The organism is Bacteroides pyogenes DSM 20611 = JCM 6294 (assembly GCF_000428105.1).
GTDB classification, from domain to species: domain Bacteria; phylum Bacteroidota; class Bacteroidia; order Bacteroidales; family Bacteroidaceae; genus Bacteroides; species Bacteroides pyogenes.
In genome coordinates this window covers 24,018-38,117 of record NZ_ATZH01000041.1, presented here as the reverse complement: position 1 = coordinate 38,117, position 14,100 = coordinate 24,018, and the positions used below count along the sequence as shown (strand labels likewise).

General features: G+C 41.4%; 13 protein-coding genes and 3 pseudogenes. 10 read left to right on the top strand and 6 right to left on the bottom strand.

All coding sequences use genetic code 11. The features are described from left to right. Positions 1-195: pseudogene (locus tag C234_RS17185) on the top strand (transposase); the annotation flags it as partial. 116 nt (positions 196-311) lie between these two features. On the opposite strand, the gene C234_RS0111145 reads toward C234_RS17185, so the two are convergent. Beyond that, entirely contained in the window at positions 312-1,481 is a 1,170-nt protein-coding gene (locus C234_RS0111145; RefSeq protein ID WP_027325840.1) for a 6-bladed beta-propeller, read from the bottom strand. Positions 1,482-1,679: 198 nt separating this feature from the next. On the opposite strand from C234_RS0111145, the gene C234_RS0111140 reads away from it, so the two are divergent. The 3 genes from C234_RS0111140 (at position 1,680) to C234_RS0111130 (ending at position 3,938) form a co-directional block, all read left to right on the top strand. Then, entirely contained in the window at positions 1,680-2,153 is a 474-nt protein-coding gene (locus tag C234_RS0111140) for a hypothetical protein (RefSeq protein ID WP_027325839.1), read from the top strand. A 108-nt stretch (positions 2,154-2,261) separates the two neighbouring features. Beyond that, on the top strand, positions 2,262-3,155 hold the full coding sequence (locus C234_RS0111135) for a tetratricopeptide repeat protein (protein ID WP_027325838.1): 894 nt from the start codon (positions 2,262-2,264) through the stop codon (positions 3,153-3,155). Positions 3,156-3,305: 150 nt separating this feature from the next. After that, positions 3,306-3,938, top strand: coding sequence for a hypothetical protein (locus C234_RS0111130; RefSeq protein ID WP_027325837.1), 633 nt, complete (start codon positions 3,306-3,308; stop codon positions 3,936-3,938). A gap of 1,828 nt (positions 3,939-5,766) precedes the next feature. On the opposite strand, the pseudogene fic reads toward C234_RS0111130, so the two are convergent. The 5 genes and pseudogenes from fic to C234_RS0111100 form a co-directional block, all read right to left on the bottom strand. Continuing rightward, a pseudogene (gene fic / locus C234_RS16340) lies at positions 5,767-6,660 on the bottom strand (protein adenylyltransferase Fic). Further along, a pseudogene (locus C234_RS17515) lies at positions 6,647-6,823 on the bottom strand (Fic family protein); the annotation flags it as partial. The pseudogenes fic and C234_RS17515, both read right to left, overlap by 14 nt. 289 nt (positions 6,824-7,112) lie before the next feature. Beyond that, a complete protein-coding gene (locus C234_RS0111110) occupies positions 7,113-8,255 on the bottom strand; it encodes a cytochrome d ubiquinol oxidase subunit II (RefSeq protein WP_027325836.1) in 1,143 nt (380 codons plus the stop codon). 24 nt (positions 8,256-8,279) lie between these two features. Beyond that, positions 8,280-9,836 carry a cytochrome ubiquinol oxidase subunit I gene (locus tag C234_RS0111105; RefSeq protein WP_027325835.1) on the bottom strand — a complete coding sequence of 519 codons (1,557 nt, stop codon included), beginning with the start codon at positions 9,834-9,836 and terminating at the stop codon, positions 8,280-8,282. Between the two features lie 21 nt (positions 9,837-9,857). Next, entirely contained in the window at positions 9,858-10,094 is a 237-nt protein-coding gene (locus C234_RS0111100; RefSeq protein ID WP_027325834.1) for a DUF4492 domain-containing protein, read from the bottom strand. A gap of 387 nt (positions 10,095-10,481) precedes the next feature. Between C234_RS0111100 and C234_RS0111095 the strand changes: the two genes are divergently transcribed. From C234_RS0111095 to C234_RS0111065, 6 genes are all read left to right on the top strand, one after another. Next, positions 10,482-10,763, top strand: coding sequence for a tetratricopeptide repeat protein (locus tag C234_RS0111095; RefSeq protein WP_027325833.1), 282 nt, complete (start codon positions 10,482-10,484; stop codon positions 10,761-10,763). 38 nt (positions 10,764-10,801) lie between these two features. Further along, complete coding sequence (locus C234_RS0111090) at positions 10,802-11,032, top strand: 4Fe-4S dicluster domain-containing protein (protein WP_021645121.1); 231 nt, start codon at positions 10,802-10,804, stop codon at positions 11,030-11,032. A gap of 13 nt (positions 11,033-11,045) precedes the next feature. After that, a complete protein-coding gene (locus tag C234_RS0111085) occupies positions 11,046-12,125 on the top strand; it encodes a 3-methyl-2-oxobutanoate dehydrogenase subunit VorB (protein WP_021645122.1) in 1,080 nt (359 codons plus the stop codon). A gap of 142 nt (positions 12,126-12,267) precedes the next feature. Next, positions 12,268-12,399, top strand: coding sequence for a hypothetical protein (locus C234_RS18170; protein ID WP_262482258.1), 132 nt, complete (start codon positions 12,268-12,270; stop codon positions 12,397-12,399). Positions 12,400-12,501: 102 nt separating this feature from the next. Next, positions 12,502-13,263 carry a thiamine pyrophosphate-dependent enzyme gene (locus tag C234_RS0111075; RefSeq protein WP_027325832.1) on the top strand — a complete coding sequence of 254 codons (762 nt, stop codon included), beginning with the start codon at positions 12,502-12,504 and terminating at the stop codon, positions 13,261-13,263. A gap of 220 nt (positions 13,264-13,483) precedes the next feature. Continuing rightward, the gene (locus tag C234_RS0111065; protein WP_027325830.1) at positions 13,484-14,029 is read left to right on the top strand and encodes a 2-oxoacid:ferredoxin oxidoreductase subunit gamma family protein; all 546 of its coding nucleotides are present in this window, start codon (positions 13,484-13,486) and stop codon (positions 14,027-14,029) included. Positions 14,030-14,100: the final 71 nt, after the last annotated feature.

Below are 14,100 nucleotides of genomic sequence, written 5' to 3'. Positions count from 1 at the left end.
CTGGCTGCCATCAACTTGGCCAAAGCGGCATGTAAGAGGCTCGGAATAGTCTATTCCATATCCTCTTGCAAGTCATTCATACACAATGCTTATATGCTTGAACGATTTATTTGCGTGTTCGGGATTAACCCAGACCCGCAAGTTATTGACAAACTTTTCAAAGAACTCATTTTATTTACTGCCAGAGCCGCTTAGCCTTGGCGAATTTTTAACGAACTATTATATATTAAGATACTCTTTTTACTGGACATAACTGTATAGATGATAGATCCATAAGTCGTTTGTAACTTAAAAATTTTTATCTGACAGGATTATTGCTGTTTACATTTCACCATAACCAACACAGGATTATCGTCAAGTTTCATATTGTATTGCTTTATAAATCCCTGCGGGCAGTCTGCCGGTTCCGCAAGACCAATTAACAAACCGGGATAAGCACAACTTAATGGCTGGAAATCGGGACCTCCAAGATCATTCGTTATGTTGAAATCCTGAAGACAGAAAAAATCATTCGTATCTTTATTCCATACAAAGCATGTCATCTTATCTTTTATACAGAAACATCTTCCTTTTGCTAACAGATAATGTGGTGTATCATATATCCTGCTTAATCGTATAGCGTGCCCCTGTTTTAGCACTTCATCGAAAGATAAAGAAGGATTTATCTTATGTATTCCTAAATCAATATACCCATATGCACGTATATTTCCATCCAAGTCAAAATAATACAAAGAATCATTAAATGCTTCTTTATAGGCTAATGGATATTCTACCGAGAAATCATGTAATACATAATGATTTAAACTAGATGAATTCTCTGACTCCCTAACTTTAAAAGTTTTACGGCATGAAACGGAATCTCCCATAGCATTGACAATGAGCCATGAATAAGCATTATTGGAATTATCAAATTGATTGTCGGTAATATAGCAGCCAATTTTATCTTCACTTATATACATTAACTTATAAGCTTGTTTTGGCAAATCAACATGCCCCAAATAAGTTCCATCCTTTTTGTAACGATGTAGCTTGTTTCCAAAATCGGCAACATAAACTAATTTACCATCCGTTGTATAATCCAAAAACTGAAATATTTCATTTGCTCCCTGCCCTATCTTCCCTATTCTGTTTTGGAACTTACCATCAGAGGAAAATACATAAATACAGCCTTGCTGACCATCGTAAATATAAAACGAATTTTGTACATATTTGCATGAACCTTGAGTTCCAATATCACCTAAAAGCAAATCTTTATTCGTTTCCAAGGGGACGTACCACACAGAGTCAGCCAGTCTACTTAGTTTTAATTCTTTATATTCATCTACTAATGAATTAGGGGTTACAAGTTCAACGAAAGCTTTTTTTGATTTTTCATTACTATTCTTTGTTTGTTTATTTTCGCAAGAGACGAGTAATATCGTTATTAAAATAAATAGAACTTTATACATATGATAATATTTATAATCTTGTTTGATTTCCATTACAACCACAAGCACAACTACCAGAGCAATCTCCCTGTCCTCCTAATTGCTCCTTGAATATCTCGTCAAAATTGGCATCAAATAAGGTAATATATATGCTATTCGTTTCAAAATATATGTTTCATTCTTCAATGTCCAAAGATACATCTTTCTTATGAATCACAACTATAATTTTTCAATATAGTTTATATCGAATAATTGATTAAAGCGCTCTTTGACTTATCTTTGTGGTCTAAAAAGTTCGGCTATCAGTTCGTTGGCATTATGCAACTTGCCTCTTACCTCATACCTGGTGCTCCTATCGCACTCTTTTGCACGCACCTTATCCGGATTAGACTGTCTGCGTTTGACGCGAAACTGTTTCTTACGTTCCTGCTTAGTCAATCCGAAGTCCCCCTTCTTGCTCTTTTCCCTATGCAAGGAAAAATCAACCGGAAGCGTGCTCGTGCTGTCATCAAGGATATAGCATCGGGAAACGTCGTCACGTTCAGCGTTCTCTTTTCTCAATATAACAAGGAAACGGTTACACATACTCAAAAGCAAACGTCTCCAATCCATGCTGGGACAAAACATCATCCGGTAGAAGCAGTTTTTACCTGCATCCAACAAGCCCTTGAAACGTTGACGATATGCTCCAAAAATGCTAACCCCGTTGATACGGAAAAGGCATAAGGAAATGATGAGTGTAGCAGCACTAATGCCGGAAAACTTCTCCAACGATAAATGCCGAAGTTGGTTGCCCAGACCAAAACGACCGAATAAGATGACTATTCCATCGAATTGCTAGATATACAAAGCGCTTTTGATGATTTCCCTTCTCAGTCTTTCGAACGATTATATCGAATCAATCCTCATGCGCTTACAAAAAAAGAGCATGCCTTGTACTGCCTTGTATTAACCGAAGGACAATTTAAGGTAGATTCGCTCCCTTCCTCCGATTCCATAATAAATATCGCTATAAAGTATTATAAAACTACCAACGATTCTTTTAAGTTAGCCCAATCCCTATATTATAAAGGTAAGATATACCAGCAGAAAAAATTCTTGATAGAAGCTGTGGAGTGTTATCACAAAGCTAGAAAGCATGTGGAACAAAACAATATTGAATTGAAGTTCTTGCTTAATCAGGATATGGGGAAAATATATCATTTCAAGATGATGCGTGAAGAAGAAAAAGAAGCCAAAGAAAACGCTCTTCGTTGCGCTAAACAATTAAATGATTCCCTGCTGACTGGACAATCTTTGATAGAGTTATCCAAATATTACAATATAACAGATTCTTTGAGAAATAGCAAGGAGTGCCTTAAACAAGCCCTATCTATTATGCCGGCATCCTATTACTCAGAATTAGCCTTAATACAGGCAGAATTGAGTAAAATCCACTTAGCTACTCACCTTCCGGATTCCGCTTTGCATTTCATCAACCAAGCTATTAGCATGGAGCAAGATAGTATGGTTCTTTATGATTATTACAACTTAAAGGCCGATGCTTTCTATAAATTAGCCCAAAATGATTCGGCAAAATATTATTTCATGCGTTCCTTGCAAAGCCATTCTTTGCGTACGAAAATAACGACCTACTACGATTTATTCAAGCTGGAAGAAGAATTTGGGAAAAGAGATATGGCACTATCGTACTTAAAGGCACATGTACATTACATCCGTAACTTTTGAGAAGATGTACATAAGCCTCACATACGTACCACAACATAGCATAATGATATTCAATTATTTGCCAAACACATACGACTATCGGTTTGTACATAGCAATAATGGCATTTATTAGTAGAAATGCACTATCTTTGCAACCATAATTTTAAGTATATGAGAAAAAATATATTCATATTGCTAATCACTTCTTTCTTGTGTTTAGAGGGGGTCGCACAGAGTGCAACAAAGAACTCATTGGAGTTTGGCTTCCAATTTTATGGGCTGCCTATTCCGGATATGGAACTTCCTATGGGTGCTATGTTCAAAATCGGTTATGACATAGTGCCTTATAAGAAGAACCTCATCTTTAGTATCCAACCTTATGTCGGAGGTGGTTTATTCGTACAAAAAACCTTAAAAGGAGGAGGAACAGACTATGATTTTGAATATAAATATAAATATACTATGGGAGCCTGGGAGTTAGGCATAGCTCCTAAGCTATACTACCCTTTGGCGGAAGACGAACTCTACGTTTACTTAGCCAACGAATTTAGTTTTATGAATATGTACGCACAAACATGGGACAATGACAAAGCCCCAGTCCGACGTTCAAACAACTACATGGACTTTTATTATACTTGCAAAATAGGCGTTTTAGTGAAAAGATGGAAACAAAATGCAGCATTTTGGATCGGGTATACCACCCTTGATTTAGCAGAAACTATCAATAAGAACCGCCCCCGTGAAATCTCTGCCTACAGAAACGAAAAACCGGGTATTTGCTTTGGGGCAAGCCTTTGTTGGTAAAGTAGATTTCGTCGCATCCATCATAATTTGGCAGGGCTAATTTCATAATTTCCTCTGAGTATTTGCCCCTATCATCTTTATTGTTGACAGACGCTCATATTTGGACTCAACGAAAGAATAAAAATTCTTTGGTATATAGAAAAATAAGTGTACAGTTTGTCATGTCAGAGTTTGGCTTGAAAGAAAGATGGAGTAAAATATTTTTTAAAATACAGGGATAAAGAAAGGTCTCGTTCCGGTCTCTTCAAAACCTCTTTCAAGGCCTGCCTGAGACGCTATCCCGAAAAAGCCATTTGACGCGTTTTTTTGCCCCGATTTAGCAGTGCGGGATTGTAGGGAAGCGAGTTAAAAATTAAATTTCTACTGTGTATCAACAAGTTAATTAGTAAAAGGGCGAACAAACTGCCCGTTAAAAGCACATTTTGAAAACGCCAAAACGCCAAAACGCCTATATGACTGTTTTACAAACGATGAAAACGGGTCGGAAGGTTATCGGGAAGGAGAATACGGTCGGAATACAGTCTCTGTTTTCTCGGAATAATTGTTTAAAAATATTCCCAAATCAACCGACGAATGTATCGTAAAAAAAAGAAGACCTAAGGTTACTTCAGACATGAGATATAGCTTCAGACATGAGGTGTAGTTTTAAACATGAGATACAACTCCGGACATGAGTGTAGCTCCGGACATGGGATGTAGCATCAGACATGAGATTTAGCATCAAACATGGGATTTAGCTTCGAACATGAGGTGCCGCTTCGAGCATTAAGATATAGCTTCGAATATGGGATATACCCTATGCCTGCTGCTACGAACACCGCCGATTGTTACTCCCTTTCATAGGTCGATATAAGCCGGCTACTTCTTTGAATAATCCTGACAGATGAAGGAATTATTTTAGCCGTCATCCATCCTTTTTTACCACAAAAAAGGTATACGAAGTAGCTGCACAGACCGACTGAGAAACAGTGTGTACATAAGAAGGAGAAATCATACGAACAAATTGATAATCAGAAATATAACCCATCACCTCCATGAAAAGTGGCAAAAAAAAGGGGACATAGTGACTTTTTGGCGTTTTGGCGTTTTCAAAAACCTGAAAAATCTCCGGAATGCTTCTTCAATCAGGCTGAAACAACACCACTCATAATGGTAATTTATTATTACTACGAGAATACAAGTAAACGTTTTATAAGAAGCTCCGTCCGGATTCGTCCGGGTTCGGAGAAGCTCTGTTTGCAGAACGTTCCGGAACGTCGAAACTGCTCGGAAATAAATCCGGTGTGGAGGCAAATTCGGTTGAAGAGGTGGAATGGAACATCGAAGCCGTACAGGACACAACTCCGGGTGACGGGTAAACTTTTGGTGAAACCATACACGCAGACCGGGTAGCGAGTAAGCTTTCGGTGAAACCACACACGCACATCGGCTGACGGGTAAGCTTTCGGACATGACCGGCAAAGTTTCTGTTTTCAAAGCCTGCGGAGTTTCATCACAAAGCCCGCCGTGTCTGTTTCCAAAGCCCGCCGCCTTTTTTTCAAAGCCCGCCGTGTTTGATTTCAAAGCCCGCGGGCTTTTTTTCAGAGTCCGCCGCCTTTTTCTGCATCCGCCGCCCCCTCTGTTTTTCTCTGCTGCGGGAAGATGTCATTGAGCGTCACATGGGTATATTCCATCGAAACTGTTCGTGATCTTTCGCAAATTTTATTTCATCTTGTAACAGCAAGCATAAATTTCTTCTTAAAAAATACTCTACACTGATTATCAACAATTTATACTCGTATGGTACAAAGATGTTTCTTCAATTTGAGTAGTATTGCCATAATATATATTAATCATTTTGTTCATAATAATAAGAATAGTCAATACCCTTCATAAACATTTCTCGATCGTCAATCTTAGAAGTCAATGCAGGTTTCACTAATGCTTTGATATATTGACTATCCGCAACACTCTCACGCATAGCATTTAGGTAATCGTTTTTATCTATCTTGCTCCAATCAACACAACGCTTGAGCGAACGTTTCAGCATGAGGTCAAGCCAAATGCGAGTGCTGCGACCATTGCCTTCCATAAAAGGGTGGGCTGCATTCATTTCTACGTACTTATCCATAATCTCATCAAAGGTAGTTCCTGGCATTCTTTCAATCGTTTGCAGTGTAGCCGGGAAGTGCATACAATTAGTGAAAGTAAAACCTCCTTTTGAAATATTCTTAGTACGGATTTGCCCTGCAAAGTCGTACAAACCGCCAAAGAGATAGGCATGGATTTATTGCAGACACTTAACGCTTCCAGGTTCTGCCGTTTTGAATAGCCCACTCTCAAAGAGTTGATAGGCTTTCTTCTTGCTCTGCCCATCGATGGTGTTATCGCTATAGGTAAACCAATCAAGAAATTCATTAGCTCGATTATTGGGATAGTGCTTTGCCAATAAAGCCACACCCTCACTATCAAGAACATCTGCCACACGCAACTTACCATCAGGAGCCTCAAACTTGAAGCCGTGAGTGGCACTCACGAGTTCAATGCCGTCTTGTTTCAACTTACGTTTTAGCCAACGCCAATAATTACCAGCTTTGATATAGTCCGGCTCGTCATTAATAGCTCGCACAATGTCTGTTGCCGAAAAGCACCAACGGCTTTGTTCCTCATCCCACACTGCACGCACTTCTCGGTCGTTGAAGAAGCGAATTGATTTCTTATATTGCTCTTTATGTTCTGCCATAAACGGAAATGTAGTTGTTTTTAATCTCCCAATAACCATTGCGACGACCATTTTTGCGTTCAATAATGCCTTGTTCAGATAATTTTACGGGCATGGTCTTTACCGCTCGTTCTGATTTTCCTATATGTGCCGCTATTTCTTTTTGCGTTGCACTTTTATTTTCTACCGATACATGCAGTTTCCATAAATATTATATGATTGTTTGCAAATATAGTAAATATTATTGTATAAGAAACAAAATGAGTATGTACAAAGCCCAGACTTTCACAAGCCGGGACTTTGTTATTACCTAAAGAATTTCATTAGTGTCCACTAATGAAAAGATGTGTTTAAAAATGAATAAAGAAGGCAGAAACAGACTTAGAATGGAAATTCAATAAATAAAGGTAGAACCGGTCTCTTTTTTTAAGAACAGTTCTACCTTTATTGTTTAAGAATAAATATACGGATGATCAGTACGAATGCCCGCCTTGATCCATCTCTTCCTCAGTAATCTTATGACGATCGATGCTTCGCCAAGCATAGAAAATATAGGCAATCACAAAAGGAACCAAAATGGATACGTAGGCCATTACCTTTAACGTAAATTCGCTGGAGCAGCTGTTAGACAATGTCAGCGAGCTTTGCAAATCGAGGTTCGAAGGATAATATGCCGTATTGTTATAGCCTGCAACCAACAATAGAGCAAGTACAGTCAACACAGTACCGATTCCTGCAAACCAAATTCCCTTGTCGAACGTCTTTTTCAATATTGTTTTACCTATTCCGAAAAGCACGAGCACAACTCCGGCAAGGAACAATAACAGCACAACAGGCATTTCGATAAAATTGATAAAGTATTTATAGGGCTGCATGTATATTTCCTGCGTATCGGAGTTAACGGCAAAACCATCTGAGACTAAAGTACGAATGACAAACGCAAGGAAAAAAACAAGAAAGAACAACGCGTTGTTCAATACCGCACGGCGGCATTTATCCGTCAATTCCTTGTCGGCAATGTTGTTTATAAAGTAAAGAGCGCCCAGCACACGAGCCAGAAAGAAAACAGCTACACCTAAGACCACGTTCCAAATATCGGCCAATGCGTCCAGTCCATGCCATCCATTTCCCCATTGGCTGATAACGGGCATCAGCGTATCCGTCATATTTCCTTTATTGATAAAGAAGTTGGAACCTGTAAAGAATGTCGCAACAGCGCCTCCCAACAATACGGGTCCTACTACTCCATTAAGAACCAAAAATGTCTGATAAGTTTTTTTGCCCAATAAGTTTCCGGCTTTGCTTTGAAACTCATAGCTGACAGCCTGCAATACAAAACTGAAAAGAATGATCATCCAAAGCCAATATGCGCCGCCGAAGCTGGTGCTGTAGAACAACGGGAAAGAAGCGAAAAAAGCGCCCCCGAAAGTTACCAACGTAGTAAATGTGAATTCCCATTTACGGCCGGTAGAGTTGACCATCATCTTACGGTGTTTCTCAGTTTTACCCAAACAAAACAACAAAGAATTTCCTCCTTGCACAAACATCAAGAATACAAGAATGGCGCCGAGCAAGGATACGACCAGCCACCAATATTGTTGTAAAAATATATACATAACTGCAACGATTAACGGTTAGAATTAATGATTAGCTGTCTCCGGTCCTTTTTTAATAGCCTGTATCATGATACCGATACCGGCAATCAGCATTACCGTAAATAGCCCCAAGAATATAAAGAATGTAGTTTGCACAGATCCGACATCCAGTTTCGATATAGCTGCCGTTGTGGGCAACATATCCCGGATAGCCCATGGCTGACGTCCGCATTCTGCCACCACCCATCCGGCTTGTCCGGCAATATATCCCAAGGGGATAGTAAACAGAGCGACCCAATGCATCCAGCGGATTTTCGTCAAATCTTTCTTATAAATCAAAAACAAGATTACAATAAAAAATAAGATAAAATATCCGCCCAGCATTACCATTACACGAAATGCGTAAAAGTTTAGCGGAACATTCGGAACCAGCTCATTCACATCTTTAATATATCCATAACCGAAATAAGGTATATTTTCTTTCAATACCGCAAAAGCAGCTTGCGCATCTGCTTCATTGCCTGCTTTTTTAGCCATGCGATATGCCGCCAATGCACTGATGGCACTTCTTCCTCTCTCTATTTTCTCTTTAGCCGAAATGGCCGTCGTACCGTCTTTCTGCCGGTATCCTCCCTCAATGATATCCGAGATTCCGGGAACAAACGCATTAGCATCCCGTTCGGCCAGGAAAGAAAGCATATTGGGGATTTCTATACGGAACAAAAAAGGTTCCTTACCATCATCATATGTTTTCTTGTCCGGGTTTAACGCACCTACCGCAACCAGACCGGCGTTGCTCCCACCCTTATATAAACCTTCTACGGCAGCCAGTTTCATCGGTTGCGTCTGAGCGATTTGATAACCCGAGCCATCGCCTGTCCATACTGCCAGCAATGAAGCCACCAAGCCAAAGATAGCGCCTATTTTTATACTTGCAAGAGCAAACTCCTGATTACGTTTCTTGAGCAAATACCAACAACTCACTCCAACAACGAATACCGCTCCCAACACCCAGCCGGAAAGCACGGTATGAAAAAACTTGTTGACTGCTACCGGAGATGTGGCAACCGCCCAGAAATCAACCATCTCATTACGTACCGTATCCGGATTGAATTCCATTCCCACCGGATGTTGCATCCATGCATTCGCTACCAATATCCACCAGGCTGAAATCGTCGCTCCCAATCCTGTAAGCCATGTTGAAGCCAGATGAAAACGTTTGCTGACTTTATCCCATCCGAAGAACATGACGGCAATAAACGTTGCTTCCATAAAAAAGGCCAGAATGCCCTCGATGGCCAACGGCGCACCAAATATATCACCTACAAACCACGAATAATTGCTCCAGTTGGTTCCGAATTCAAACTCCAGAATTAATCCGGTCGCCACGCCGATGGCAAAATTAATGCCGAAGAGCTTCATCCAGAATTTAGCTGTCCGTTTCCAAAACTCATTCCCGGTTTTGTAATAAAGGGTTTCCATAACCCCCATTACCACTGCCAATCCGAGGGTAAGAGGAACAAAAACCCAATGATACATGGCCGTCATCGCAAATTGGGCTCTCGACCAATCAATCAGCGAGGTGTCAATACTTTCAATCATAATTTTATTCTAATTTAAAAGTTAAAAATTTGCGTTCTCTACAGGAAAAGCTCGTTCGATAAGCTCATTGCCCACATAATTGCCTTTAGCGGCATCGGTAGGCTGACTGCTTAAGAAATTAGGGAAAAAGAAAATTTTGAGAATAAAAAACATGACAAACAGCTTAATTAAAATAATAAGCCATAAAGTACGTCCCAATGTCATGCTGCGGAACCCTTCCAAATAAAAGTTCCAAATACCAAGTATTGCATTCTTCATAAATCGGATTCAAAAAAATTGTATTGAGTACAAAAATACAATATTTATAATTAAATCCAATAAAACTCCTTAAAATATTGCATAATAAAAAAGCAACTGTGAAAACTTCCGTTCTTTCCCCCGAATCCATAAACATTTAGATTGAAGGAATCGGGCTTTTGCCATTCAATTACGACACAAGCAAAAAGGAAAAGAAGAATACCGACAAAGTCGGCGTTGACAGAAGCATTGAAGATCCAATATACTGTACAACAAGATTATAAAATATGTCTTTTTGAAAGTAAAGATGTTTTTTAAGACCGATTACAGCAAAAAAAACCTCCACTTTAGTCTGTTTATCCAAATAAAAACTATCTTTGCGAATGAGAACCCTGAAAGACGAATGAAATGGAGCAAATAAATAAATTAAAAGAGCTTATCAATCAGGGAGAGGTGGATAAAGCGATTGAGCAACTGGATCTGCTTCTTCAAGATTCCTCCGACAATAAAGAAAAAGAAGTTTTCTACTATCTGCGGGGGAACGCCTACCGGAAGAAAGAAGATTGGAAACAGGCTTTGGATAATTACCAGTACGCCATCGAGCTCAATCCCGAAAGTCCTGCCTTGCAAGCCAGAGCGATGGTGATCAGTATCCTGGAGTTCTTCCATAAAGATATGTATAATCAATAAATACTTATTATAACGATAACGTAATAAAATAAAAGATTATGGCAAAAATTAAAGGAGCAATCGTAGTCGACACGGAGCGCTGCAAAGGATGCAGCCTGTGCGTGATAGCCTGTCCGCTCGATGTAATCGCCCTCAACAAAGAGGTAAACATGAAAGGCTACAACTATGCCTTTCAAATGAAAGAAGACACTTGTAACGGATGCTCTTCGTGCGCAACCGTTTGTCCCGACGGATGTATCTCGGTGTATAAAGTGAAAGTAGATCAGTAAACAATTTAATATTATGGCAGAAGAAGTTGTATTAATGAAAGGTAACGAAGCCATCGCCCATGCAGCCATCCGATGCGGTGCGGACGGTTACTTCGGTTACCCTATTACTCCGCAGTCGGAGATATTGGAAACACTGGCGGAACTGAAACCTTGGGAGACTACCGGCATGGTTGTTCTTCAGGCCGAAAGTGAAGTGGCAGCTATTAATATGGTATATGGAGGTGCGGGAAGCGGTAAAAAAGTGCTTACTTCTTCCTCAAGTCCCGGCATCAGCCTGAAACAAGAAGGTATTTCGTACATCGCCGGCGCGGAATTGCCCTGTGTGATCGTCAACGTCATGCGCGGCGGTCCCGGTTTGGGAACCATCCAACCGAGCCAGGCAGACTATTTTCAAACGGTGAAAGGCGGCGGTCATGGCGACTACCGGCTCATTGCCCTTGCTCCGGCATCGGTACAGGAAATGGCGGACTTCGTATCGCTGGGTTTCGACTTGGCCTTTAAATACCGCAATCCGGTGATGATTCTCGCCGACGGCGTTATCGGGCAGATGATGGAGAAAGTGGTTCTTCCTCCTCAAAAGCCGCGCCGGACAGACGCCGAAGTCATTGAACAATGCCCATGGGCCACTACCGGAAAAACGAAAAACCGCAAGCCCAACATCATTACTTCGCTGGAATTGAAATCGGAAACAATGGAAGTGAACAACCTGCGCTTCCAGGCAAAATATCGTGTAATTGAAGAAAACGAAGTCCGTTATGAAGAAATCAATTGCGACGACGCCGAATATCTGCTCGTAGCATTCGGATCGATGGCGCGCATCGGTCAGAAAGCGATGGAAACAGCCCGCGAAAAGGGCATCAAGGTAGGAATCCTCCGCCCCATCACATTGTGGCCGTTCCCCAAAGAAGCGATAGCATCGTATGTCGGCAAAGTGAAAGGAATACTTGTCACCGAGTTGAATGCCGGACAAATGATCGAAGACGTTCGTTTGGCAGTAGACGGAAAAGTGAAGGTAGAACACTTCGGTCGCCTCGGAGGTATTGTCCCCGACCCGGACGAAATAGTAAAAGCTTTGGAAGAAAAATTAATTTGATGAACGGTTTAGTGATTATATATAAAGGTAGAGAATACCGCAAACGGGAATCACTGCTTATTACATCACCAAACCGCCAATCGTTAAATTACAAATAAAAATGAATCCCGATAAAATAAGAAACGTACTAAACATTGTGTTTATGATATTGGCTGTAGCGGCGGTTATCATTTATTTCGTCGCCAAAGACGACTTCAAACTGTTTATCTACGTATGCGGTGCGGCAATATTTGTCAAACTGATGGAATTTTTTATACGGTTCACCAACAGATAAGGCTGAGGCAAGCGAAAACGGGAAAACAGGCAAACGGCAAAAACTGCCGGCTTGGCAACCGGAGATCGCCGGCTGAAACTTTGTCAACTAAAAACTAAAGTTATGACTAAAGAAGAAATAATCAAACCTGAGAATCTGGTTTATAAGAAACCGACTCTGATGAACGATACTCCCATGCACTACTGCCCCGGTTGCAGTCACGGCGTGGTACATAAATTGATTGCCGAAGTAATCGAAGAAATGGGAATGGAAGAAAAATCAGTCGGCATATCTCCGGTTGGTTGCGCGGTGTTTATCTACAACTATCTGGACATCGACTGGCAGGAAGCAGCGCACGGAAGAGCTCCCGCATTGGCTGCTGCCATCAAGCGCCTGTGGCCCGACCGTCTTGTGTTCACCTATCAGGGAGACGGCGACCTGGCGTGTATTGGTACGGCCGAAACCATCCATGCGCTGAACCGGGGCGACAACATCACCATCATCTTCATCAACAATGCCATCTACGGAATGACCGGCGGACAAATGGCGCCGACAACGCTGTTGGGAATGCCCAGCTCTACCTGCCCCTACGGGCGTGAGGCCAGCATCCACGGCTATCCGCTGAAGATGACCGAGATTGCCGCCCAACTGGAAGGTACGGCGTATGTCACCCGTCAGTCGGTACAATCGGTTCCCGCCATTCGTAAAGCGAAAAAAGCGATTCGCAAGGCTTTTGAAAATTCGATGAACGGCAAGGGATCCAACTTGGTAGAAATTGTCTCCACATGCAATTCCGGTTGGAAAATGACGCCCGGAAAAGCCAACAAATGGATGGAAGAACACATGTTCCCGTTCTACCCGTTGGGAGATTTAAAAGATAAATAATCTGTTTTCGAGTTTTCGAAGAGTTTTGAGTTTGGATGCGGAAACCCGCGAAAGAAGCAATTTCAAAAGGAGTTCGCCGCTCGTATTCAGAGATTTATCGGGATTGCAAGGGGCATACCCGCTGTTCTTAAATCCTGTAAGAATCGAGATCCGAACGTTCACCGCCTGCTCCGGTTTGCGGATGCAGCTCGAAAACCAAAGAACGAACAAATAAAAAAGTATGAAAGAAGAAATAATTATTGCAGGTTTCGGCGGACAAGGAGTGTTGTCCATGGGAAAAATTCTGGCTTATTCCGGACTGATGGAAGGCAAAGAAGTAACTTGGATGCCGGCATACGGCCCCGAACAGAGAGGAGGCACGGCCAATGTGACAGTTATCGTGAGCGATGATAAGATTTCCTCTCCCATTTTAAGCAGATATGACGCTGCCATTATCTTGAACCAACCCTCGCTGGAGAAATTTGAGAGTAAGGTGAAGCCGGGCGGTATTCTGATTTACGACGGATACGGCATCATCCATCCGCCTACTCGCAAAGACATCAAGGTATATCGTATCGACGCCATGGATGCAGCCAACGAGATGAACAACGCCAAGGCTTTCAACATGATTGTGCTGGGCGGATTGTTGAAACTCCATCCTGTAGTGACTCTCGAAAGTGTTATCAAAGGATTGAAAAAGACTTTGCCCGAGCGCCACCATCATTTGATTCCGATGAATGAAGAAGCCATCAAACGGGGGATGGAGCTGATTCGCGAAGTGGGATAAATACAAAGCCGAGAACGGAGAATGAGAAAATTATTTGCCTGCGAATATCGAAAGCAACATATTTTCAATTC